General features: G+C 37.4%; 22 protein-coding genes. 13 read left to right on the plus strand and 9 right to left on the minus strand.

Annotated elements, in window-relative coordinates; genetic code table 11:
* Window positions 1-188: 188 nt before the first annotated feature.
* From H4J54_RS01320 to H4J54_RS01335, 4 genes are all read right to left on the minus strand, one after another.
* Complete coding sequence (locus H4J54_RS01320; protein WP_182189023.1) at window positions 189-1,427, minus strand: lipocalin-like domain-containing protein; 1,239 nt, start codon at window positions 1,425-1,427, stop codon at window positions 189-191.
* Window positions 1,424-3,838 carry an FtsX-like permease family protein gene (locus H4J54_RS01325; protein ID WP_182189024.1) on the minus strand — a complete coding sequence of 805 codons (2,415 nt, stop codon included), beginning with the start codon at window positions 3,836-3,838 and terminating at the stop codon, window positions 1,424-1,426. Before H4J54_RS01325 ends, H4J54_RS01320 begins: the two co-directional genes overlap by 4 nt.
* Before the next feature lie 4 nt (window positions 3,839-3,842).
* On the minus strand, window positions 3,843-4,511 hold the full coding sequence (locus H4J54_RS01330; RefSeq protein WP_182189025.1) for an ABC transporter ATP-binding protein: 669 nt from the start codon (window positions 4,509-4,511) through the stop codon (window positions 3,843-3,845).
* A gap of 395 nt (window positions 4,512-4,906) precedes the next feature.
* Complete coding sequence (locus H4J54_RS01335) at window positions 4,907-5,056, minus strand: hypothetical protein (protein ID WP_182138021.1); 150 nt, start codon at window positions 5,054-5,056, stop codon at window positions 4,907-4,909.
* Window positions 5,057-5,407: 351 nt separating this feature from the next.
* Here H4J54_RS01335 and H4J54_RS01340 point away from each other — a divergent pair, with 351 nt between their 5' ends.
* From H4J54_RS01340 to H4J54_RS01350, 3 genes are all read left to right on the plus strand, one after another.
* Window positions 5,408-5,923 carry an NUDIX hydrolase gene (locus tag H4J54_RS01340; RefSeq protein WP_182189026.1) on the plus strand — a complete coding sequence of 172 codons (516 nt, stop codon included), beginning with the start codon at window positions 5,408-5,410 and terminating at the stop codon, window positions 5,921-5,923.
* A 431-nt stretch (window positions 5,924-6,354) separates the two neighbouring features.
* Entirely contained in the window at window positions 6,355-8,025 is a 1,671-nt protein-coding gene (ggt, locus tag H4J54_RS01345; protein WP_182189027.1) for a gamma-glutamyltransferase, read from the plus strand.
* A gap of 702 nt (window positions 8,026-8,727) precedes the next feature.
* Window positions 8,728-8,898: a hypothetical protein gene (locus H4J54_RS01350; protein ID WP_182189028.1), complete on the plus strand. Its 171-nt coding sequence runs from the start codon at window positions 8,728-8,730 to the stop codon at window positions 8,896-8,898.
* Between the two features lie 246 nt (window positions 8,899-9,144).
* On the opposite strand, the gene yeiP is transcribed toward H4J54_RS01350, so the two are convergent.
* Together yeiP and H4J54_RS01360 are read right to left on the minus strand one after the other, a co-directional pair.
* Entirely contained in the window at window positions 9,145-9,717 is a 573-nt protein-coding gene (gene yeiP / locus H4J54_RS01355) for an elongation factor P-like protein YeiP (RefSeq protein WP_182189029.1), read from the minus strand.
* A gap of 152 nt (window positions 9,718-9,869) precedes the next feature.
* Window positions 9,870-10,787, minus strand: a complete 918-nt coding sequence (locus H4J54_RS01360; RefSeq protein WP_182189030.1) for a M14 family metallocarboxypeptidase — start codon at window positions 10,785-10,787, stop codon at window positions 9,870-9,872.
* A gap of 569 nt (window positions 10,788-11,356) precedes the next feature.
* On the opposite strand from H4J54_RS01360, the gene H4J54_RS19640 reads away from it, so the two are divergent.
* The 6 genes from H4J54_RS19640 to H4J54_RS01390 all read left to right on the plus strand — a co-directional run bounded on the left by H4J54_RS19640 (window position 11,357) and on the right by H4J54_RS01390 (window position 17,628).
* A complete protein-coding gene (locus H4J54_RS19640; RefSeq protein ID WP_182189031.1) occupies window positions 11,357-12,436 on the plus strand; it encodes an OmpA family protein in 1,080 nt (359 codons plus the stop codon).
* A 441-nt stretch (window positions 12,437-12,877) separates the two neighbouring features.
* Window positions 12,878-14,068 carry a paraquat-inducible protein A gene (locus H4J54_RS01370; protein WP_182189032.1) on the plus strand — a complete coding sequence of 397 codons (1,191 nt, stop codon included), beginning with the start codon at window positions 12,878-12,880 and terminating at the stop codon, window positions 14,066-14,068.
* Window positions 14,061-15,719 (plus strand): intermembrane transport protein PqiB, encoded by a 1,659-nt coding sequence (pqiB, locus tag H4J54_RS01375; RefSeq protein ID WP_182189033.1) that lies wholly within the window; start codon window positions 14,061-14,063, stop codon window positions 15,717-15,719. The genes H4J54_RS01370 and pqiB overlap by 8 nt, the downstream gene beginning before the upstream one ends.
* A complete protein-coding gene (locus H4J54_RS01380) occupies window positions 15,716-16,315 on the plus strand; it encodes a membrane integrity-associated transporter subunit PqiC (protein ID WP_182189034.1) in 600 nt (199 codons plus the stop codon). The genes pqiB and H4J54_RS01380 overlap by 4 nt, the downstream gene beginning before the upstream one ends.
* 80 nt (window positions 16,316-16,395) lie before the next feature.
* Window positions 16,396-16,869: a Cys-tRNA(Pro) deacylase gene (ybaK, locus tag H4J54_RS01385; protein WP_182189035.1), complete on the plus strand. Its 474-nt coding sequence runs from the start codon at window positions 16,396-16,398 to the stop codon at window positions 16,867-16,869.
* A 30-nt stretch (window positions 16,870-16,899) separates the two neighbouring features.
* Window positions 16,900-17,628 (plus strand): ABC transporter substrate-binding protein, encoded by a 729-nt coding sequence (locus H4J54_RS01390; protein ID WP_182189036.1) that lies wholly within the window; start codon window positions 16,900-16,902, stop codon window positions 17,626-17,628.
* On the opposite strand, the gene H4J54_RS01395 is transcribed toward H4J54_RS01390, so the two are convergent.
* Both H4J54_RS01395 and H4J54_RS01400 read right to left on the minus strand, forming a co-directional pair.
* Complete coding sequence (locus H4J54_RS01395; protein WP_182189037.1) at window positions 17,625-18,668, minus strand: zinc-binding dehydrogenase; 1,044 nt, start codon at window positions 18,666-18,668, stop codon at window positions 17,625-17,627. The genes H4J54_RS01390 and H4J54_RS01395 overlap by 4 nt on opposite strands.
* A 248-nt stretch (window positions 18,669-18,916) precedes the next feature.
* Entirely contained in the window at window positions 18,917-19,549 is a 633-nt protein-coding gene (locus H4J54_RS01400) for a PolC-type DNA polymerase III (protein ID WP_182189038.1), read from the minus strand.
* A gap of 562 nt (window positions 19,550-20,111) precedes the next feature.
* Here H4J54_RS01400 and H4J54_RS01405 point away from each other — a divergent pair.
* Window positions 20,112-20,510 (plus strand): hypothetical protein, encoded by a 399-nt coding sequence (locus tag H4J54_RS01405; RefSeq protein WP_259366976.1) that lies wholly within the window; start codon window positions 20,112-20,114, stop codon window positions 20,508-20,510.
* Here H4J54_RS01405 and H4J54_RS01410 read toward each other — a convergent pair.
* Window positions 20,487-20,666 carry a DUF6435 family protein gene (locus H4J54_RS01410; protein WP_182189039.1) on the minus strand — a complete coding sequence of 60 codons (180 nt, stop codon included), beginning with the start codon at window positions 20,664-20,666 and terminating at the stop codon, window positions 20,487-20,489. The two genes, H4J54_RS01405 and H4J54_RS01410, sit on opposite strands and share 24 nt — an antisense overlap.
* A gap of 752 nt (window positions 20,667-21,418) precedes the next feature.
* Here H4J54_RS01410 and H4J54_RS01415 point away from each other — a divergent pair.
* The 3 genes from H4J54_RS01415 (at window position 21,419) to H4J54_RS01425 (ending at window position 23,743) form a co-directional block, all read left to right on the plus strand.
* Complete coding sequence (locus H4J54_RS01415) at window positions 21,419-22,186, plus strand: EAL domain-containing protein (RefSeq protein ID WP_182189040.1); 768 nt, start codon at window positions 21,419-21,421, stop codon at window positions 22,184-22,186.
* 126 nt (window positions 22,187-22,312) lie between these two features.
* Window positions 22,313-22,660, plus strand: coding sequence for a hypothetical protein (locus H4J54_RS01420; protein ID WP_182189041.1), 348 nt, complete (start codon window positions 22,313-22,315; stop codon window positions 22,658-22,660).
* A gap of 102 nt (window positions 22,661-22,762) precedes the next feature.
* Entirely contained in the window at window positions 22,763-23,743 is a 981-nt protein-coding gene (locus H4J54_RS01425) for a transposase (protein ID WP_182189042.1), read from the plus strand.
* Window positions 23,744-24,109: the final 366 nt, after the last annotated feature.

Genomic DNA, 24,109 nt, shown 5'->3' on the forward strand with positions numbered 1-24,109 from the left:
TTGCATTAGTGAGCCTATTTTGGAACTCAACTTCATCCATTAATTTATCACCTTAAACATTATACGTGGTCCATAAGTAAAATTAAAAATTATCGCTATTACTTTGCATTGTTTCTACTTTGATATTTATACAATAAATAACATATTCATACAATAATTAACATATCTATCATTAACTTAAAACCAACTTAATTCACATAGCCCGTCATTTCCAAAAAGCCACTGCCTTGATGACTGCCCGAAAATGACACCATACCTTCAAAATACTCGATACCAAAGCGCATAATTTGCTTATTGTTAATCACGCTAACCTCAATATCGATATCGTCTTGGGTAATGACAATTGAAAACTGCTCAGGATAGCGCGAACTATCACCTGATGTTTGTGGCTTGGTATTCGCTTTGATTCTAGTCAAGCTGATATCGCTTGATGACAATGTTTTAATTGTGCCATCGCGTCGCATAATACTGCCATAAAGGTAATCTTTAATGTCTGAACGAATTCGATAAACCATCAGCGCAGTATTTTCATTTAAGCGTAGTGAAAACCAGTCCCAACCTTGTTGATCTTCTGCCAACATTTGTGAACCCCACTCACGATCAAACCAAGCATTACCTGTTACTTTTTGCCATTTATTTTGCCAAAACACTTCGCCACTGACGTTAATAAAAGGTTGTGAATAATAATAACTGGCGATCGCTAAGGTATGATGTTTTTGGCTAAAGCCGTTTTCGCCTTGTAGGAAATACGGTGTTTTTCCTATCAGCGCTTCATCAAGGCTTAAATTCAAATTTACCTGCCAGCGTTGTGCTTGCTCAGCTAAGCCTACAACAGTTGGTTCTACAACAATTGCCTTATCACTCATTGGCGACTGAACCGTTAATTTATTCGCAAGTGGCTGTTGCTTTGATGAACTGGCTAACGCTTGCTCAGTATTAGCACTTATAAGATTACCATAGCGTAAATTAGCCGGTAATAACCCTTGTGTTGATTGCCACTGCCAATTATCAATTACCGCCTTAAAAGGCTGTGTGGTAATTTTCACGTTACCCAACTCTTCGCGACCGCTGCGAAAAGCCGATTGATGCTGGTTTGCATCAGCTAATGCGGCATGAGCAAAGTACCAATGTTTGTCTTCTACTGCTCGACGAAATAAAGTCCACTGCGCGGCCAATTCCTCGCCACTTTCAGTGGTTAAATTAGCCGTTAAATACCACCATTCTTGTTGAAAGTTTTTATGTGGAGCTTGTGCTTGCTCAAATCTAATAACAGGGTCTTTAGTCGGTTGCTCAAAATCGCCAAGCGTATCACTAAGCCCTTTCAAAGCTGAGCGCTTTGCTGGCTTTTCATCACTACAGGCCGCAAGCAGAAAAAAACTAAGCAGTGTTAGCAGAAAAATTTTACCCAATACCGGACGGTTTATCATGACAAACTAGCTCTAACGTTAAGTTTATATAATGGCAGGGCTAATGCAGGGATCAACATCAAGATACCGAGTACACTACTCACCACAAATGGCCCTATTTCAAAAACCAAGGGCATTGACCAACCAAAAGAGGCTGGTAAAATCAAGCTCACCAGCGCATTTGCCAAGGCGGTAGCAACCGGCCAACTTAACAAAATAGCACCAAAAGCTAACAGCAACCATTGCCATAGCATATGGCTAAAAAGCTCAAATTGGCTGTAGCCTAAACTGCTTAAAATATGTAAGTCGGGTTTGCGGGCTAACTCCAAACTATTCGCTGATAAAAACAAACCTAAACAAGCAATAGAAAGTAATACAAAAGCAATAGCTTGTGTTAAAGCAAAGCTTTGCTCAAACACAGCTAACGCCAGCTTTTTGATTTGCTCTGGTTGGTACATTTGGCTGCTGTCTATGCCGACATCATCAATAAGCGCTTGTTTAATAACATTAGCATCTAAGGTTAAAAACAGTCCAAAGCCAGTTTCTTGCCACGCTGATAGCTCATCAATGTTGAGTTTTGATGGTATTTTGATGGCAAAAGCTTGATTGCCATAATCGTAATAAATAGCTTGAACACGGCAAGATATACTTTGTTGACCTTGTTTTATTTCAATGACTTGCTGTATTGTAATCAAACGTTTGTAGGCTAGTTGTTCATTGATATAACAACTTCTTTCTGCACTATTAAGGGTAGCCAGCTTACCTGATTTCAGCGATAAGCTTTGTTGCTGCTTTTTCGAACTCAGGCGATGGACCTCAACAGTGTCTTCTTGATACTTTGCCACCGTGCTGGCAAATAAAACATATTCTTCAACACCGTTTTTTTGTTGCAACCATTGGCTTAATGGCTGTTTTTGCTCTGCGTTGTAACGCACAAACAAGTCGGCATTAAGTAACTGATTTAAATAAGACACAAAGGCACTTTGAAAACTATTCACCATTAAAGCGGCGGCAATACTGGCGGTTAAGGCTAAATAAAAAGCGGCAATGGGCAGATAACGCCTACCCACTTGCTGGCTGGCATCTTGAAAAATAAACTTTAAGCGAAAAGACCGGCTTATTAGTGCCAATGTTTGCAGAAAAAATTTCAACAAATTAGGCAATATCGCGACACTGGCGAGTAACAGCAAACCGTATTTAAACATCAAATGATGCCAGTTATTGTCGGGCCAAAAAACAAATAAAACCAAGAGAATAGCAGCAGCCATGGCTGTGGTTTTAAAACTAAAATATTGTTGGGGTAGCCGTGCAGAGAAGGCAATTTTTGCTGAGCCAATCAGTCTAAATTGTTTCAGTAACGCCGCCATAACAGCCATTGACGATATCGCAAAGGCCCATAAACTGTATTGCCACTGCCATTGAAATTGCCCACTGACTTGTAATTGATAAAGTTGCTCTAGCGTCAAGCCCAATAATGGCAATATAAAAGACACTAAAACAAAGGCAATAGCCATACCGAGCACACTCGCCAATAAGGTTAACGCTAAGGCCTCACACAGCATAACTTTCATAATGGTATTTAATTCAATACCCAGCAAACGCAATTGTGTGGCAAGCTCACGCCTTTTGGTCCAAGCCTGATTCGCTGCCTGAAAAGCAATAAAAAGGCTAACAATAAAACCCAAAATGGCTAATGCCGATAAATTAAGGTGTAAGGCATCGGCAAAACCTTCACGTTCTGTAATGGACCAGGTTTCTTGAATAGACAGGTAATGAGGTAGAGTCGCTTTAAGTCGTGAAACTTCGCTGACTGACATCTCACTGACCATCAAATGGCTAAAGCCTTTAATGTCTGGAAATAGCTGCCACGCCAGTGCAATATCAAGCAAAGCAACATTGCCCCAATCTGCAACATTATTGATATTCACCGCTATCGCGTCATGATTGCTGACCGTTAACGACACTGGCACACTATTTTTACTAGTCAAACCGAGCGAGTCTGCATAGCCTTGTTCAATATTGACAGCTTTGCTGGTGTAGCTTGCTGGCATGGTAAGCACTAACGGCAAAATATCTATCGCTCGAAAAGCTATTTTCTCGCCATTAGCTAAAATTTTACTGAAAACATGGGTCGCATTGAGTTGATAAAAGCCTTGTGCTCTTAACTGAGCATAATCACTTATTGAAATAGTTTGCCCCGACGCCGGTACAATATGAAAAGCAACAGGCGACTTTAAACGACTATTGGCCGATTGATACTGCTGCTCACTTGCATCATTTAGCACCAAAATACTCAACAAGGTGCTGGTTGCTATTGCTAAGCTAAAAATAAAGCCAAGGTTGAGTAAAGGTTTATTAATATATTCGCCAATGTGGGCTTTTAGCACTAAAAGAAATTCAGACTGTACTTTTTTTAAGTTAAAACTAACCATCACACTATCCTTCAAACGAGGTTAATGTGCCGTCAACAAGACGATAAATTTTATCCATACTGCGGGCTACATCAAGGCTATGGGTTACCATGAGTAAGGCTGTATTTTTAGATTTCGCCAAATTGACTAATTGCTCAACGACATGTTCACTGTTGGTTTTGTCAAGATTACCTGTTGGCTCATCGGCTAATAACAGCTGAGGTTTTGCATTTAATGCCCGCGCAATCGCTACGCGTTGCATTTCACCACCGGAAAGTGTCGCAGGAAATTTAGCGAGAAGTGACGATATGCCAAGTTCTTTAGCCAAAGTTAAGCCATGATTTTCATCAAAACGACCTGCTAACTTGGCACTAAATTCAATGTTGTCTTGTACTGACAAACTGCTTAATAAATTAAACTGCTGAAAAATAATACCTAGGTACTGTTTTCTTAAACGACTTAGCTGTTTGTCTGAGGCGTTAGATAAGGGTAAATTGGCAATCGCAATTTCCCCTTGCTGAATAGGCTCTAATCCAGCAATTAAATTTAATAACGTGGTTTTTCCGCTGCCACTCTCGCCCATTAATGCCACACATTCACCGGGTGCAACAGATAATGATAAATCAGTAAACAAATAACGATGGTTATCACCATCGGTAACTTCATGACTTAATGCTGTTATTTTTAAAGACAAACTTATTCCTTTTAACGCCATTGCTGATGACAAATAAATGCTAAGCCATTTGTCAGGATTTTCCCACTATTACTTGCTATAAAACTTGCTATAAAATACTGAGTAGAAGCTATGAGTTATTATACTTTCGTCACTATCTATTTGGATCAGTAAGTCAGTGTTATATTATCAGTAAAGCGATATTTATAGTATTTAGATAGCCCGCTATAGCTAAAATGCCAATAAGTCACTGAGTACTGAGCGCTATTCTTTAACTTTTAACCCATGGTTCTTTTTATAACTGAACGCCACAAAACAGCTTAATATTATTCCAACAGCATACTTGAGCATTACCTTAGGATATAAAAAAGGCCAGTGTGAAATATCACACTGGCCTTGATAGAATAATGACTGTTTTATTCGTAAGAGCGCTCTAACCAAACAATTTGCATTTTTAGATCTGCAATTTCATCATTGGCGTCAGTTAACTGCTGCTCAATAGTTTTTGGCATTACCATAGCGTTGACGCTAAGCTCTATTACATTGACTGCTTCTTCATGAACCATGAGGCTCTCCTAATTAACGTTACCACGCTTGTATTATTACACAACAAGTTTCATTTTTCCCGTATTAAAGGTAAATTAAATTTCACATCGAAAGGTCACCCTGATTTTCTCAATCAAAACGAAACAAAATAACATTAAAACGAAACCTCATTAAGCATAATAAAGCCTGAGTAAATATAAAAACCCTCCTAAAGCATTAAAGAACCTTATTTAAAAAGCTTTCATCTAAACTTTCACTCAAGATTACATAGGCAGCCTTACATGAAAATTCTGTAAGCTGTATTCAACTCACTATTGATTTAAGCACTATCTATCCCCATAAATGATAAAAATTTAACAAAAACATTTATCATGCGATTATTAAAATCAACTCAAGTATCCGATTTACATTCAAATATTTCACATCGTTTCACCCGTAAAGCGACTCGCGCCATTGTCTTGAACGGTGAGAATATTTTACTGCTATATACCAAGCGTTATCACGATTACACCCTACCGGGAGGCGGCATTGATGAAGGGGAAGATAATATTTCTGGCCTTATTCGTGAATTACGTGAAGAAACCGGGGCACAAAATGTCAATAACATTCAAGCATTTGGATATTATGAAGAGTATCGTAATTGGCATAAAAATGATTATGATGTGGTTCATATGCTGTCTTATTGCTATACCTGCGAAATAGATCAAGAGCTACTAGCACCAGAATTTGAGCCCCATGAATTGCAAAATGGTATGCAACCCCTTTGGATGAACATTCACGCCGCTATTTTACACAATGAAATAGTGATAAAAAATAGTGAAAAAAAAGGCTTATCCATTGAACGAGAAACCTTTTTATTAAAACGTATTGTTGCTGAATTACTTTAGCACCCTAAGATGGCTATTTTACTTAGCCATAGCAAAGCTGATACTTTTTGAGCACTGCGGTGACAATACAGTTTATTGCTTGTTGTTTTTCAAGCTATGATAATTAAACTTTAACTACTATTTACCTAACATTTATTTACCTACAATAGGTTTTTTCTTAGTTTGCGTTGCTTGGCTTACGTTGCAAAGTTAAACTCAGTGTCAGCTTACGAACAGCAGATAATTAATCCTCAAATACCCGTTTACCTCGTTTATTAACAACAGCTTGGTTTTTGTTAATAACAAAAAAAACGGTCATTGCTCTCCCTTAACTTAGCCTTAACTAAACCTGAGCTTTTAGCTGATAATCGATTTAGTGATACTTGCCACTGTACATTTATTATTAACACGTTAATCTATCAGCAAATATAAATGCAACAGTGCTAATTTACATGATAAAACCATTAACTCTCTCAATAGCCTTATTAATTTATTCATTATCTTCCTCAGCCTTTGAGCTCCAAGCAACACAACAAGCTGCAGTGGCAATGCCTGATAGTTTTAGTGCCGAGGTTTCGGCAAAAATACTTTCACAAGGGGGGAATGCCATTGACGCGGCTATTGCTGCACAATTTGTTTTGGCGGTAACCCTGCCCGAAGCCGGTAATGTCGGTGGTGGCGGTTTTATGGTGATTTATAAGGATAATAAAGCAGACTTTTTAGATTATCGTGAAGTTGCCCCCTTAAAAGCCCATCGTGATATGTATTTAGATGAGCATGGCGATGTTATTCCTTATCAGTCTTTATACGGTGTTTTATCTTCGGGTGTACCTGGCACGGTAGATGGCATGTGGCAAGCCCACAAAAAATATGGCTCACTGCCTTGGAAGTCATTAGTCATGCCCGCGGTAGCCTTAGCTGAACAAGGTTTTATTGTTCATGAAAATCTGGCAAAAAACATTGCATGGCGCATTAACAGTTTCAAACAAGAAGGTATAAAGGTTAATTTTGCTGAACACTTTGCCAGCGCTAAAACCGGTACTTTGTTTAAACAAGCTAATTTAGCAAAAACACTAGAGCGCATTGCAGATAATGGCCGTAATGGTTTTTATCAAGGTGAAACCGCAAAAATAATTACTGATTTCATGACCAAAAACGGTGGCATCATTGGTTATGACGATTTAGATAATTATCGTGCTACATGGCGTAAACCACTAGAAAAAACGTGGCGTGGTCACCAAGTGTTAACGGCCCCACCACCAAGTTCTGGCGGTATTGCTATTTTACAGTGGCTGAATATGTATGATTTACTATCAAATAATAAAGCGCCATTAGCACATAATTCAGCACCTTATATGCATCGCTTAGCAGAAATTGGTAAGCGTGTTTTTGCTGACCGTGCAAAATACTTAGGCGACCCTGATTTTTTTGATGTTCCTCAAGAAAAATTACTGGCTGATAGTTACTTAAAAACACGTATCGCGGGTATTTCAGCTGATGCTATCTCAGTTACCAACACCATTAAGCCTGGCTTAAAAGAGAGCCCAGACACCACACATTTTTCCATTATCGATAAATGGGGTAATGCCGTATCAAATACAACAACCATTAATTATACTTTTGGTAGTGGTGTTATTGTTGAAGGCGCTGGTTTTATTTTAAATGATGAAATGGATGACTTTAGCGTTAAAGCCGGTGTGGCCAATATTTATGGCGCAGTCGGTGGCAAAGCCAATGAAATTCAAGCTAGTAAGCGTATGCTGTCGTCTATGACCCCCACTATCTTGTTAAAAGACAACAAAGTTAAATTAGTGACCGGCTCTCCCGGCGGTACCACCATCATTAGTTCGGTTTATCAGTCTATGCTTAATGTGATTGAATTTGACATGGACGCTGAACGAGCGGCAAATGCCCCAAGATTCCACCATCAATTATTACCAAAAGATGTTATTCAACATTACCCTGGTATTGCTGAGCAAGAAAAATCAGCACTTAAAAAGATGGGCTATACCCTCAGCGAACGTCGATTTGGCGCAGTACAGCTGATCATTGCCAACGAGCAACAATTAGATGCGGCAGCAGAGTCTGGTGGTCGAGGTAAATCAATTGTTATCGAGCAATAACAGCACAATCGAAAAAATATAAAGGTAGCTCTTCGCGGTTCAAAAATCCAAGCGCTTAGTACTATATTAATATCCAGTTATGAAAGTATTTTTATAACTGGATATTTTTTATAACTGGGTACTAATGCCAAGCCGCATGATGACTGATTACAAGACTATTCAATAAGCACTGACTAAAAAATTCCTGTCACATTAAGTCGACTTGATTGAGATAGCAACGCACTAATGGCTTGAAATTTCACCATAAATAAAACCAACAACAGCTTTAGGTGTTTCACATAATTTACATATCAAACAATATTCGTTCTAGATTAGTACTGAATATCAATCACTTATTAAACCCTAGCATTTATATGTAAAAATAATTCTCATTTAAAATAAGTACCTGTATCAAGTTAGGGTATATGCATATAGGTGATTTTTTATAATAGTGAATGAATAATAAACAAATAGCTTCTCTGAGTTTAAGAGAACTAACTGAATCCCAGCGCTATGGCTTAGGATGTCAACCTATTGTTGATTTAAAATCTAAAGAAATTATAGCCTTTGAGTGTTTATAACACTTTTATTAAATTTGTGATCTTGTTGTGCTCAGAGAAAATGCATCAGGGCAAGACGCTTGATTGAGCAATAGCTGGCTATTGTGATTGAGAGCACCGTAGCCTTGGTGTATTTTAACCAGTACAAGTGGGCAATAACTTAATGAAATTGGTATTAGCTAGGTTTACCGATACAGACAATAACAATATCCCACCAGACATTATTTATGCGGCATTGCATGACAGTTCATTATCTCTCTTCCAAGTGGAGTACCAACAAAAAATTCTGCAATTAAACTACAGGCCAATGAACAGCGATATATTGGTTAATTAATGAAATTGGTGTTAGTTAAAGCGCTAATTAACTATGCTCATAGTGCGGGGGGGAAATCATACTTGAAGGGATAGAAACTGAAAGTGATATTATTTTTTCGCGAAAAATAAAGCTTGATTAGGTACAAGGTTTCTTATTTAAAAAATACTTTCATTACCCTAAATAAAAGTCGTAAATAAAAGCGATAAATAAATACTAGAAAATAAAAAGCCAACGATCTTAATCGTTGGCTTCAATGTGAAAGTATTATTTATCAGCGCGGCCCATAAACTTACGATCTTCGGTATTAATTTTAATTTTATCACCCGTTGACACATGCTCTGGCACTTGCACCGTTAAGCCTGTTGATAAAATTGCCGGCTTAGTACGAGCCGTGGCAGAACCACCTTTAATTGACGGATCAGTTTCTGTAATTACTAATTCAACACTTGCTGGTAAATCAATAGCAACAGGTACACCATCAACAATAATCACTAATAAACCTTGCGTATCTTCATTAATGAATAAAGCTTCATCTGCGATTGACGCTTTGCTTAAGTTATAAGGTGTGTAGTCTTCGTTATCCATAAAGACGTATTCTTCGCCATCAATATAAGAAAAAATTGCTGGTCGACGCGTTAAATCAGCAAAATTAAGCATGTCGTCAGCTTTAAAGGTTACATCAAATTTACCACCTGTCACTACGTCGTACATACGCATTCTGTACAAACTGCCACCGGCACGACCTTGGGGTACTGAACGCTCAATATCTCTAACAATCATTACTTTACCGTTATGTTCTATCGCGGCATTCTTTTTTATATCACTAGCTTTTGGCATGAAAAACCATCCTCATTAAATTTATGCAAGAAAATAGCATGTATAGCTTATTATGCAAGAAAATATAGCTTAATTGCTAGTCATAGATCGGTTAATCCAGCAATAATAGCCATTAAACTCATGAATTGTTCACTTAACGAGAATGAATAGCTTTATAGCGCCATTAAATAATTTAATGCGCCGTTAATAGCAGCCACCTGAGCAATGATGCAGTTTTCATCGTTGCTCAGTGGACTGTCGGGATAAACTTCAGTGGTGCTAACATATGGCGCATCAGTTAAGCCCATACATAAACCTAAGTCACGAGCAGCATAGTTAATCACGCCAGCTTGCGCTAAAGGTGCACCGATTAATTTATCTTCGCTATCCGCAGGGGCAATATGGGTGACTTTCTCTACCGACGCAATAATAGCTTTTTGAAAACTCGCTTGGGGTTTAGTGCTATCGCCAACTAAATAAAAACCGTCTGGTATATTCCAATTTTTCTGTTCAATAGCATCTCTTGCAGAAAGTGCTGGCCTAAATTCACTGTTATCAGTATCTGTGGTTTCATGTAGATCTATATGCGCCAAAAAATCAATACCCAGGGTTTCCATGTACTGCATAACTGCAGATGACTCTTGTGCCTGGCTATTCTCATAAAATGAGCGATTAGGATCAACCGTCAAAGGATTCCAACGATTAATGGTTTCATAACCCCACGGACTAATACAAGGTAAAACCACAAAGTTAAACGCGTCTTGAAATGGCTGTGCCGCGGTTTGTAGAAAACGAATAGCTCCTTGAACACCACTGGTTTCATAACCATGTACGCCACCTGTGATTAAAATAGCCGGTTTATCTGCTAACCAATTTGTCGATTTTAAAGCATATAATGGATAAATTTCTTCATCATAGAGTAAGTTCCCATACTGCTCGATAGTATAGTTCTCGCTTAAACCCTCTAATTTAGTAACAACCTCTTCAAAGTAGCTGCGCTTTTTCTGCTGTTGTTGAAACCATATTTCCTTATTGCCATCGGTCCACTTTTTGCCAAGCTCACCAATAGGGTATGCTGCTTCTATATTCATATTGTTACCTAATAAGTTTTTCACAGTTATAAATCGTATTAGCCCTTGGCATGTTAACAATCAAATGTAGCTAAAAAATTTAATTATCTTATCCTCGTTAGGCTAATATATTCGGTATTATTGCCACTTGAAATCAATCTTTCAATAGCATTATTCTGCGCGTTTAATGAAAATGTAACTGTATCATTTTTTCATCATAGCAATGAGAGAAATAAACCAAGGCAGGTGTAGATTAATAGTTAAACACTTTATATAAAAATATTATCACTCACTTTCTTATGTTCTTGCCATCAGCTTTACGCTGAAGCAGTCAGCATTCTAGCAAATAGATATAGCTTTAAAGTCGCACTAATTAATAACTTACTCGACAACAAAAACACCCTATAAATGAGCTCATTGGATTTAAGACTACTAGCTCATTTACGCTAGGACACCAACAGCGTAATATTTTATAAATAACTCTATTTATAGCAGTAATTTGTATATATATGCTGCAATTTCTTTGTATTTACCATAAAGTGGTTGTTATGAAACAATTCATTAACATACATATCAAAAGGAATTTTATTGTGCCTCTTCAAACAAAGTCAGTTTTACTCATGTCAATTTTACTCTGTACATTAGGTGTTAACGCTCAAGAAGCACCAAAAGCCAAAGAGCTGGTGGGTAGGTCTTATATCGGTATTCACGGTACTCGAATGAACACTGATAACGATAGACTAACAGCTAATGATGTTGACTTTATCAAGCATGCTAATGGTCTAGGCGCTGAAATGGGTCATCGTTATAATGAATTTTCAGAGTTCAGATTATCCTACACTCACTTAAACTTAACCCGAGTGGGTTGGGCGCCAAGTACACCCTCAGGTTCAAATATCGCCTTAAACTATCTTTACTTTCCGAATAAAGAGAACTTCTATGTTATGGCTGGGGCAAGTGCGCTAGACGTCATTGAAACCAAGTTATCGGTTAATATAGGTGCCGGATATCGCCATTATATCACTGACCGTAGCGCTATATATTTTGAAGGTAATGGACATTATCAAGTAGATAATACTTATACCGACATGAGTGCACAAATTGGTTTCATGTACTTTTTTGGTGATACGGCAAAGAAAATTGTCCGTACAAAACCTGTGGTTGAATCATTACCCGTAACTGATGTAGTTGCTGCACCTATAGACACTGACGGCGACGGTGTTATTGATAGCAAAGATCAATGTAAAGCAACGCCTGCAACGAACAAAGTTGATATGACTGGCTGTACTGTTTTTACTGAAGAAAACGATACCTTATATTTACAGGTTAAATTTGATCATGCTAAAGCCATCATAAAACCTGAATATTTAAATAGCATTAAATCTGCCGCTGATTTTTTAAAAAAATATCCACATATTTCATTAGTAATCAAAGGTCACACCTCAAGTATAGGACCAGCGGCATTCAATAAGAAACTTTCTCAACAACGAGCTGATGCGATTGTTAAAGTACTAATTAATGAATTTGGTATCGAATCAACACGTTTAACTGCCCAGGGTATGGGTGAAGAAAAATTACTAAATCCAGCTAACAATACTCAAGCACATCAAGAAAATAGACGTATTGAAGCCGAAGTTGTCGTCACTAAAAAAGTAGCGCTTAAACGTTAATAATAGCGAGACAGTAAAATAACAAAAAAGCGCAGTTATCATTATGTGATAACTGCGCTTTTTACCTAAACATGCTACCTAAAAATGCTGATAGCCATTTCATTAGTTATTGCTCACTTGTCCTGATTAACACTAGCATCATACTAATTTAGCAATAATGGCAATCCCTCGCCCTAGCCTGTGTCACTCGATATCGCTAATAAAAACTTTGTTTTGAACAAAGTTTCCTAGCTATGTACCGGTACAAATAAAAAACATTATCTATAAGTACAAGCCGAATTCATTTTTAGTGATGAAAGCAGTCTAGCTAAAATAGCAGAGTAAAGGCGGAAAATATTAGCCGTAGAGTAATAATATTCAGCAAAATTATTTAGTTCGATTACTATAATATATGCTAATTTAAGCTATTGTAAAAAATTGATCTTAAGGACGGCATTTACAATGCCAAAAGCTTTGCTAAACAACAAAATACATCCCATTGAAATTCAGTGCTATGAGTGTGCACTGACCGTTAAATTACCTGTATTAAAAGAAAACCAAAAAGCACAATGCCCGCGTTGTGGCTATACATTAAGCGCAATTCATCGCAATGCTAATGAAAGAATTATTGCTTTCGCTATTAGCGCATTAATATTTTTATTAGCTTCATTACCTTTTACATTCTTATCCTTTAGTACCAACGGCTTAGAAAACCACTTTAACGCCATAACAAGTTTTATAGTCTTAATCGATAATAATTATCAACTTTTAGCACTCATTGAGTTTTTCACGATATTTGCCATTCCAACTGTCGTTTTGTTGTCGCTTATTTACTTGCTTATCCCACTAAATAAAGGCTTATATCCTAAGTATGGTGGTCAAGTATTGGCCTTGGTTTTTAAGTTATTGCCTTGGAGTATGGTGGAAATATTCCTTATTGGCACTTTGGTTAGTTTAATCAAAATTATTTCTATGGCTGATATTGCATTAGGCTTATCTTTTTATGCTTTTATTTTCTTTACATTGTCGATGACACTGGTAGTTTTACATATCGATAAGCGCGAGTTATACCTATTACTGGCTAAAGTTGAAAAAGCGCATAATATCGAAATACGCCAAAGTCACACTAAAGTAGCCCAAGAAGACCCAATAAAACAGGCACTAAGTGTGCAAAAAACTTGGGCGTTACTGCTCACCGCAGTGGTACTGTACATACCGGCCAATACACTCCCGATCATGACTACACACTTTTGGGGCCAAGATGATCCCAGCACAATTATTGGTGGGGTTATTTTACTGTGGAACTTAGGCTCCTACCCTATCGCTGCCATTATTTTTATTGCGAGTGTTGTTATACCTGTCGCTAAAATATTAGTGCTGGCTTGGTTAAATTATAGTGTTCAAAAACAAAGTGATAGATTAAGCTTAGAAAGAATAAAATGGTATCGTATGGCTGAATTTGTTGGTCGTTGGTCAATGATAGATGTTTTTGTCGTTATTATTCTGGCTAGCTTAATTCAGCTTGGCCCAGCCATGAGCATAACACCTGGAGCTGCTACCTTAGCGTTTTCCGGTTTAGTTATTGTTACTATGCTCGCCGCAATGAGTTTTGAACCGCAATTAATTTGGAAAAATATAAAAAATCATGAATGATACTCAAACACCAGACGCGACAATAAAGCCCGTTAAAACCGTATCAACTATCTGGTTTATTCCTGCCATTGCAATATTTATTGGCTGTTGGATGATTTATTATCAATGGAGTAATGAAGGCACAGAAGTCACCATACATTTCCTTACCGCTGAAGGCATGGAAGCTGAAAAAACCAAAATAAAATCTCGCAATGTTGATATTGGCGAAGTAAGTTCCATTGAGCTTAATCAAAACGGTAATGGCGTGATTGTTACGGCAAAGATAAAAAAGTCAGCAGAACAATTTTTACTGGCTGACAGTAAATTTTGGGTCGTTTCGCCACAAATATCGCATACCGGCGTATCGGGTCTCAGCACCTTAATATCAGGCGTGTATATTGAAATATCGCCCGGAAAAAGCGATGAAGAACGCTATGTTTTTGATGCCTTAAACTCGCCCCCCTTAACGCCTTCAGGCACTCCCGGCTTGCATATAACTCTTAATAGCAACGACCAGTTTGCTTATAAAAAAGGTGATCCCATTATTTATAAAGGTTTAACCGTTGGCCAGTTTGAGGATATCTATTTTAATTTTGAAGAACGTGTTGTTTATTACAATGCTTTTATCAAAGCGCCATATCATCAACTTATCACCAGTAATACTAAGTTTTGGGATGTTAGTGGTCTGCAACTTGATTTAAATGCCGATGGCATATCAGTTAAAACTGGCAATTTTGAAACTATGTTAACCAACGGTGCCACCTTCGGTATTCCTAAAGGCATGAGCATTGGCGAAAAAATTGGTGAGCGTTCATATTTTGATATCTACGAGAGTTATGAAGCTGCTGACGACGAGAGATACCGCCGATCTATCGAATTTGTAGTACTGGTCAGCGACTCTATTAGAGGCTTGTCTGTTGGCGCACCCGTTGAGTATCGAGGAATACAAATAGGTAAAGTGCAATCGGTCAACATGGCATTAACCCGAAGTGAGAACAAATTTACCAAGGCAGACTTTAAAATTCCCGTACTGATCAGTCTACAGCCAGGTCGAATAGGCCTACCCGATAATGATGAAGGTAAAGCGCTTATGACCAAACAAAATATTTACTGGATTGAGCATGGTTTAAAAGCCGTTTTACGCACAGGAAATATTTTAACTGGCAGCCTATACGTTGATTTACAACACAATAAAGATCAACCCATCAGCGAAATAGCAAAATATGAAGACTTCCTAATTATTCCAACCAGTAGTGATGACTTTTCGCAAATTACCGCAAAAGCGGAACAGTTTATGGATAACTTAAATAATATTCCGCTCAATAATATGAGTAAAAATGCCAATAAACTGATGTTAGAAATGACGCAAACCGCGCAAGAGTTACAAGGGGTAAGCCATAGCTTTGATAGCTTATTAAGTAATGTTGAGCAGCAACAAATTAGTAGCGAACTCAGTAAAGCCTTACAAGGTATCAATACCTTAACCAAAGACTTGTCATCTGGCTCTCAGGGCTATGAAGAACTGCGCACCACATTACATACGCTCACGGCAACAATGAACGAATTAAAGCCTTTGCTGAATCAACTCAAGCATAAACCTAATAGCTTACTCTTTAATAATGGTGAAGTGGCTGAGCCAATACCAACAAAACTTAATGGAGCACAACCATGAAAAAGACTTTAATCGTCGCTCTTGTGTCAATTATTCTACTTGGAGCTTGTGGCTCGGCTCCTGCTAACAAAACACAATATTATTTACTTAATAGTCCAACCGCAACCGGCGCAGTTAACACTGATAACAGGCATAATAACAATCGTCAGCCCCTTGGTATTACCTTGTTAGCATTACCTGATTATTTAAGACAACCCAGTTTGGTTTTACAGCTTTCTAGTCACCAATTGCATTACTCGCACTTTCATATGTGGGCAGAGCCATTACAGAACAGCTTTACACAAGCCTTAGCGCAAGACTTAAATAATATTGATAGTCATTTTCATTATATTGTCACACCAGTAAAAAACCAAGCTACCGCGGCAACAGCCGTTGTTATTAACATCACGGCATTTCATGCCACTCATCAATCACAAGCCCTACTTTCAGGTACTTATTGGCTGCCAGATAAAAACGGGCAAAATCTAGGAAAAGCGCATAACTTTACTCTAACCGTAGCGCTTAATGAAAATGGCTATGAGCACGCTGTCGAGCAAATGCGAAAAGTGATCACCTCATTGGCGCAAAAAATAACTGATAGCTTAGTGGTTGAATAAAGCGCTTTATGTGAAATAAATTAGGCTATGAATTGCTTAGATTAGATTAGATTCAAAATATTAAAGAAGAGTTAATTAAGATGACACCTGCCGTTAAGCAACTGAATAAATTAACACTCGCTTATCAATTACATCACTATCAGCATGATGCTAATTGTAAATCATTCGGCCTTGAAGCAGTTGATAAACTCAAGGTTAGCGCTGAAGTGGTTTTTAAAACCCTAGTGGTTGATGTCGATAATGCTTATTTAGCCGTTGCTATTATACCTGTGGTTAAGCAACTCAGTTTAAAAAAGCTGGCAAAAAACCTTAAGGCTAAAAAAATTAAAATGGCTGATGCCAATAAAGTACAAAACTCTACCGGTTATGTCCTTGGGGGCGTTAGTCCATTAGGGCAAAAAAAACCATTAGTAACCCTGATTGACCACAGCGCTGAAGCGTTAAATACTATTTTTATTAGTGGTGGTAAGCGTGGTTTAGAGATAGAATTATCACCAGAAAATATTATCCTCTCGTTGCAAGCTAGTTACGCTGATATTACTAGCGAAGTATAAAGCTTAGAAAATCCCGTGGTAGAAGTTTGTATGTCAAAAAATATTATTATCTTTATCTTTTTCAGCCTAATGTCCATTAACTGTTTGGCAAATCAACCCTTTAAAGTGGTGCTTGGACTTTCTAAGCCGCCTTATGTTATTGAAGAAAATCATTCGGGTTTCGAGTTAGAGTTAATTCAGCAAATATTAACCATGATAGGCAAAGCACCAGAGTTTATTTTCATCCCCTATGGCCGTTCAGAAAAAATGCTCGCGTTACCCGATATTGATGCGGTAATGACGGCGAATAAACACGTATTCCCTAATATAGACACCCTAAGTAAAAACTACATCGATTATCAAAACGTGGCCATTTCGTTAAAAGAGAATGCCGTGTCACTTAATCGCATTGCAGATATAAGCAATTACTCGATTGCGTCATTTCAAATAGCTCACAAAATATTAGGAGTCGAATTTGCTGAGACGGTTACTGATAGTCCAATTTTCATTCAAGTGGTAGATCAAGAAAAACAGCTAGAGTTACTATTTTTAGGCCGTGTAGAAGTAGTCGTAATGGATTTGAAAATATTTTTATACTACTTAAATAAACTCAAGTTAAATGAAAGAGAAAGTGATATTAAAGTTCACCATATTTTTCCAATAAGCTCTTATAGCATGGCCTTTAAAAATGCTGATGATGTGCATGCATTTAATCAAGCCATGAAAAAATATAAAACGACTGCTCTTTATCAAAAACTGATAGAAAAATATAATTTTTAATTATTAGGTAATAATATCACCTTGCCATCACTTTTATGTTCTGCGTAATGGTCTAATGCTTGGGCAAAATCATCAAAACCAACTCGGGCATAAATATCTGTCTTAAAAATCCCTTGAGCAAACAATTTTTGTACTTTCGAACTCAAGGCTAATACCTGTAACGGTGAAGCGTCACCAATGTATTTTGCCAACCAAAAACCCTCTATTCGCATATCGCGAAAGATCACATCAGCCACACTAAACAAGCCACCAAGCACATCTTGAGTTTCGGTGAGTCGACCATAAACCAAGGCCGTAGAACTATTAGGCATGGCGTTTAAAACTCTAGGGGTATCATCGGCGGCAACAGAATCCAACAATACTTTTGCCTTGAGTTTTTTCGACCAATGCTTTAATGAATGATCAAAATTATCGTCTGACGTTAATAACACGCAATCGGCCCCTAACGCTTGCAAAACCTCAACATTCGCTGCACTGCGCACTGTCGCTATGGTCTTAATCCCTTTAAGTTTTGCATAACGAATAGCGCCCTTGCCCACTTGGCTTGCCCCAGCATTAATCACAATGGCATTACTGCCCAGTGCTATAGCTCGCTCTACTAGGCAAACAGAAGTACAAGGATTAACTATAATCGTTGCCGCTTGCTCGTCACTTAATGCTTTTCGAACCGGCAAACATAAATTTGCTTGCGTTATGGCATATTCAGCCCACACGCCGTCAATACCGGGTTGTGCTGATAAAGCAACCCGCCTGCCCGTTAACCACTTACCGTAAAGTCCGGCATTGGCGGCTTCTACAATGCCACAACCTTCAAAGCCAACAAAGTCACCCTCTTGCGCGGTTAAACCGTATTTACCCAGTAAATACATTAAATCAGAGGGATTAACCGGTGTAGCCAGCATTTTAACTAATACTTGCCCAGGTTTGAGTGCGGGTAGTGTTTTTTCAATGCCTGTTATTCTTTGTGAGGGGGTTAATTTTTCATCATCACTCAGTACTAAAGCAAAACCTTTTACCGCTTTTATCATCTTTTCAGCCAAAGTAAATCCCTAATTTTTTCTATGGTTAAATTATACTTTCAATATATAAACAGCATACCTTAGAATAAGTTATTACTAAATAAGCTTAATTTATACTTTGGCGTTCGCGTTAAGCGGGGATAATTTTCAACATTTCTCTAAGATAAACAACAAACGTTAATCTTTGTAATAGAAATTAATACCGTTATGTTGGCCAAAGCGATTAATATTAAAGCCGTTAGCCGCTAATATGGCTAGGTATATTAAGCCTAAACGGCTTTAGTTATTTTACTGGCGTAATTAGTCAGTAACGTGTTGATTTGCGCTTTAGGCGTTTTAGCTAATCGCTTGATCAAACTAAAGGGAATATCTTCTAATCCGTAGCGTTCGCTAATATCATTTAACATAATCAACCAGAGTTCTGCGGTCATTTCTGCGTCAAATAACGCTCGGTGAAAACTCCCATCGGCGGCAATATTTTTATAATCAATTAAGGTGCCCAATTTATGATTTGGCGCATCTTGATAAATACGGCGTGATATTAATAACGAACAAGTAAACTCACCTAAAACCTGACGACCCAAACGAGCAAATTCAGCCTCGAGAAAACGACCATCAAAAGAGGCGTTGTGCGCTAATAAATTACTCTCGCCGATAAAGCTCGCAAAATCAGTCATCACTTTTGCACAAGGCGATGCAACCGCCAGCATTCTATTACTAATACCGGTATAGTTTTCAATAAAACTATTAATGCGTCGACCTGGATTCATCAAAGCTTGAAACCGGTCGGTCACTATGCCATTTTCAAGTTTAACAGCGCCGATTTCAATCGCACGTTCTCCTTGAGCTGGCGATAAACCCGTGGTTTCAAAATCGAGCACAACTATTGAGTTAGCTAACACAAACGCTTCCTTTGTCGATTAATACCCATTGGATTAACCTGAATTGATTTAATACTATGACGTTAATGAAATTATCTCATAATTTAGTGCGCTACACATCAGCCACACAAGACAAGGATGTATTATGTTTAAATTCACGCGCTAAAATAAAACGTCAAATGAGCTTAACCAATTTAATATTTATTTTTCTAAATTACACTTGTCTAATGCATTTAGGCTAAATTTTATCAGGAAATTTAGCGGATCTTTAATGGGTATGAGCATAGATAACACTATCATCAATCATCTTTTTTCATATCGGGTCAATACAGCTTATTTTTTATTTAGTCAAAAATTCCTTACATGATAAAGCATGCAAAAAAAATTTAATCCCAAAAAAGTCGTCAATGTTGTTCATTGGAACGATAGTCTTTTTCTTTTAAGACCACACGTAGTCAAGGACTCAGCTTTAGGAATGGTGAATATATCATCATTGGCTTAGCACAAGAAAATACTCGAAACATTGGTTATAGATGATTGACGAGGTGGACGAAACCTACTCTTAGTCGGCACAGGAAAAGGCTTGGCGCCCTTCTTAAGTGCTATCAAAGCTCCAGAAACTTATCAGCGTTTTGACAAAGTGATTTTATTTCATGACGTAAGGTACGTGAATGAATTGGCTTATCACAAAATAATAACCACAGATCCGCCTAATCATGAATATCTTGGTGACATGATCACTGAACAGCTAATCTACTATCCCAGTGTGACTCGTGAGAGCTATAAAAATGAAGGACGCATTACATATTTAATAAAAACAGGCAAGCTCTTTCTTGATATTGGCATACCTGAACTTGATCCTGAGTTTAACCGCGTGATGCTATGTGCTAGCCCTGCTATGCTAAAAGACACCTGTGCTATGTTAGATGACAAAGTAGACCAATTTGTTGCCGTCTGGTTAGGATTTTGTGGTACTTTCTAACGCTTTTATTTCAACGGCTATTTTTTCAGCTTCAGCAGTAACCATTGAGTAGCCTTTGATATCACCTTTTCTTTGTAAATGCATAGCTTCTTCAAGTTTAGCTTCATAACGTTTGTTTAATTTTTTTAATGGGTCTGACTTAAATATTGAAAACATAAAAACTTATTATTTAATGAGGTGTTATTTATTATACGGTTGAAAACCCATTTAAGTTTTTATTAATTACACTTTTTTAATAAAACATATCAAAAATTATTTTTATACCCATTTGACTAAGTAAATGATCTACTTTTTTCATGAGGGAAATAGATAAAGCTAAAGACCATTGCCAGCGCTCTAAAGATATATTCAACAATAGCGACTTATTCTAAAGAGCAAGCTATGAGAACTTATTGGACAATTACATTAGAACTGCCAGTCATTAGCATCCAACACTGCCTCCTAATGACATCTACTGTGACCTCTGAATAACATCAGGTTTACCACTATTAAATAAGATCACTTTGTGCGCATTCCTGACATTCCAGCTAAAAATATTGCCATATATTTTCTAATGAATTAACTACTAGCGTAAACGATGTAATACCCTTTCATATGGAAGTCTGTATGATTTTTAGAGGTGTGTTACTAAGATGTCTTAGTAACACACCATTTATTATAATAAACACTAAGTAAAGCCACTTACCATTTGAATTTAATGTATTTAATGTATTTTTTGTTCATATTGATTACTGAGAGGTATTAGTAATACGCCCTAATATACATGTGATTGAGCATTACTAGTTTCTAATGCTTTGAAAATATGGGATATTAATGTTAATTATGGTGCGTGTGATACTGAGACGTATACATAATAAGCTGTTATATTTTCCGATTAACTTAGCGTTATATTTATTAAGGATGTAGAAATGAAAGAAGAACCTATGATTTATGACAGGTTTTCATGTGATAATTGTTCTAATAAAAGTAGTCTTGACTTCGATTTTACAATGGCTTTTCAGCCAATTATCAACTGTAAGACTAATCAAGTTTATGGGTATGAAGCATTGGTTCGTGGTTTAAATAATGAATCAGCATTTTCAATAATATCTAAAGTAAACGATGATAATCGTTATTTATTTGACCAGCTTTGTCGAGTTAAGGCAATAGCTTTAGCATCCGAATTAAAAATTGAATCTATGCTTAGCATTAACTTTCTTCCAAATGCTATTTACAAACCCGAGCGTTGTATTCGTACGACATTAGATGCGGCCAAGAAATACAATTTTCCAGCTGAAAGAATAATGTTTGAGTTTACAGAAGTTGAAAAAATAGAAGATAGTAAGTTCGTTAAAAAAATAGTTGAATATTATAATAAATTGGGATTTAAGACTGCAATTGATGATTTTGGCTCTGGTTACGCGGGATTGGGATTATTAACTGACTTCCAAACCAATATTGTAAAGTTTGATATGGATCTTATTCGCAATATTGATACAGATCATGTTCGCCAATCAATAGTAAAAAACTGTTTAAATATTTTTCGTGATTTAAATATTACTCCACTAGCTGAGGGTGTTGAGACTAAGGAAGAATTCATCTGCTTGCGAGATTTTGGTGTTGAATTAATGCAAGGTTATCTGTTTGCAAAACCTGGTTTTGAAAGACTGCCTAAAGTAAATTTTAGTAAATTTTAATTTAGTGTATGAATTATGAAAATATAAGAAATTCAACAGGGACAAAAAACAGTTGGCTTTTGCTCCTTTGTCGCTAATTTTAGCCAACTACTTTATTGCACATTAATTGGGCGTTAAGTAAATAATATGGTCGATCCACTCATAATAAAGCACTCTGACATCAAAGTAGCTAATGCCGGCTATAAAAGTTTATTTCTCAAGCACGGAAATATTTTGTTTGAGTTGAACATTGAGGAAAATAGAGAACTTGTTCACGCTGTAAGCCAGTTTGAGAAATACACGGGTCAAGAACCTGATATCGACCAGAGAGAATGGATTAAAAAAAACATTAATCCGCTACCATCCCTTAAGCCTTTGGCAGTATTTATATTCCTGATTACACAGTGGCGAGCAACAACAATTGTAGGGAATGCAGAGTCACCAAATGATGGATATATATACGTCAGCATCACTACAGAAGGTTCAGGGCACTGAAATCACTTAATAAGACGACTAATTAAGCCACCCATAATAACTTGTTTATTTTTTAAACAATAAACTACACTTAATTTACCCTTTTTAAGTGTGGTGATTGTTATGCCTAAGCCTCGTTCACAACAAATTAGTTTATCTGATACGCCGTATTATCATATTTGTAGTCGAACCGTCCGCAAAGCCTTTTTATGTGGTGTTGATAAAGCAACGGGTGTTAGCTATGAGCATAGGCGTAGTTGGATTGAACAGCGTATTTTTCAATTATCCCAGGTGTTTGCTATTGATATTTGTGCTCACGCTGTCATGAATAATCACTTACATTTAGTCCTTCATGTTGATAGTGAACAAGTTAATAACTGGACTACGCTAGATGTACTTTCCCGTTGGCATAAGTTGTTTAAAGGCACCCTTTTGACCCATCAATATCAGCGAGAGCAATCATTAACTACATTCGAAATGGAAATGGTTGAAGAAACAGCACAGGTCTATAAACAGCGCTTAATCGATATCAGTTGGTTTATGCGGGCATTAAACGAGCCTATTGCTCGACAAGCCAATAAAGAAGATAAATGCACAGGGCACTTTTGGGCAGGACGCTTTACATCACAAGCCCTGCTCGATGAAGGTGCATTACTCGCTTGTATGGCTTATGTAGATTTAAATCCTGTCCGTGCAGGTATTGCTCCAACACCGGAACAATCGAGTTTTACCAGTATTCAACTTCGTATCAAAGCAGCTATGATGGGAGAGCAACCGACAACGTTATTACCTTTTACTGGCCATGAACATCAAGAGAAAACCTCAGGTATCAGCTTTAGCTTGAAGGATTATTTAACCCTAGTAGATGAAACAGGTCGCGTAATAAGAGAAGACAAACGAGGCGCTATCGATGCTAAAACCGCACAGATACTGTCAAGACTTCACATCAGCGATGAAAGTTGGCTCAAACTCACCACAAACTTTGAAGGTATATTCACTGGCGCGGTGGGCACCGCAAGGCATTTGTGTGAATTTACTGAACACGTGGGTTTAAAGCGAGCACACGGTAAAGCCAATGCTCAAGCTTGTTTGAATAGCGCTTAAACTTAACTACATGCTAAGACAGCAAGAAAAACACGGCTACCTTTGGGGTAGCAAGTACCGCTTGCCTGACATTCACTCATTTAATCAAAATATATAAAAATCGATATGCAAAGGCTTAGCATATGAAGTACAGGCATTGTTGTTGACCAATGGATAGCAGTGTTTCAGAGCATTATTATTGCGTAGAATTATCATGGGTGGCATAGTTGATATAGTTGATAGTTAATACAGTTAATAATTGCATAGTTAATAATTGTGGATCTTCTGCGGTTTTTCCTTTCATTCGCCATGTACCAATCAATAATAGTAGTCAGCGACTCATAAATTTGCCCTGTGAAGGATTTACTACTAATTGACGACGGCGAT

This window comes from Colwellia sp. MB3u-8, from assembly GCF_014076985.1.
Lineage (GTDB): Bacteria > Pseudomonadota > Gammaproteobacteria > Enterobacterales > Alteromonadaceae > Cognaticolwellia.

What these genes read in the sequence shown, in the direction of transcription:
- H4J54_RS01360 (WP_182189030.1), bottom strand. Translation starts at nt 10,787, where the DNA reads ATGAATATAGAAGCAGCATACCCTATTGGTGAGCTTGGCAAAAAGTGG.
- H4J54_RS01350 (WP_182189028.1), top strand. Translation starts at nt 8,728, where the DNA reads ATGAAATTGGTATTAGCTAGGTTTACCGATACAGACAATAACAATATC.
- H4J54_RS01370 (WP_182189032.1), top strand. Translation starts at nt 12,878, where the DNA reads ATGCCAAAAGCTTTGCTAAACAACAAAATACATCCCATTGAAATTCAG.
- H4J54_RS01420 (WP_182189041.1), top strand. Translation starts at nt 22,313, where the DNA reads ATGGTCGATCCACTCATAATAAAGCACTCTGACATCAAAGTAGCTAAT.
- ggt (WP_182189027.1), top strand. Translation starts at nt 6,355, where the DNA reads ATGATAAAACCATTAACTCTCTCAATAGCCTTATTAATTTATTCATTA.
- yeiP (WP_182189029.1), bottom strand. Translation starts at nt 9,717, where the DNA reads ATGCCAAAAGCTAGTGATATAAAAAAGAATGCCGCGATAGAACATAAC.
- H4J54_RS01415 (WP_182189040.1), top strand. Translation starts at nt 21,419, where the DNA reads ATGAAAGAAGAACCTATGATTTATGACAGGTTTTCATGTGATAATTGT.
- H4J54_RS01380 (WP_182189034.1), top strand. Translation starts at nt 15,716, where the DNA reads ATGAAAAAGACTTTAATCGTCGCTCTTGTGTCAATTATTCTACTTGGA.
- pqiB (WP_182189033.1), top strand. Translation starts at nt 14,061, where the DNA reads ATGAATGATACTCAAACACCAGACGCGACAATAAAGCCCGTTAAAACC.
- ybaK (WP_182189035.1), top strand. Translation starts at nt 16,396, where the DNA reads ATGACACCTGCCGTTAAGCAACTGAATAAATTAACACTCGCTTATCAA.
- H4J54_RS01335 (WP_182138021.1), bottom strand. Translation starts at nt 5,056, where the DNA reads ATGGTTCATGAAGAAGCAGTCAATGTAATAGAGCTTAGCGTCAACGCT.
- H4J54_RS01410 (WP_182189039.1), bottom strand. Translation starts at nt 20,666, where the DNA reads ATGTTTTCAATATTTAAGTCAGACCCATTAAAAAAATTAAACAAACGT.
- H4J54_RS01340 (WP_182189026.1), top strand. Translation starts at nt 5,408, where the DNA reads ATGCGATTATTAAAATCAACTCAAGTATCCGATTTACATTCAAATATT.
- H4J54_RS01320 (WP_182189023.1), bottom strand. Translation starts at nt 1,427, where the DNA reads ATGATAAACCGTCCGGTATTGGGTAAAATTTTTCTGCTAACACTGCTT.
- H4J54_RS01425 (WP_182189042.1), top strand. Translation starts at nt 22,763, where the DNA reads ATGCCTAAGCCTCGTTCACAACAAATTAGTTTATCTGATACGCCGTAT.
- H4J54_RS01325 (WP_182189024.1), bottom strand. Translation starts at nt 3,838, where the DNA reads ATGGTTAGTTTTAACTTAAAAAAAGTACAGTCTGAATTTCTTTTAGTG.
- H4J54_RS01390 (WP_182189036.1), top strand. Translation starts at nt 16,900, where the DNA reads ATGTCAAAAAATATTATTATCTTTATCTTTTTCAGCCTAATGTCCATT.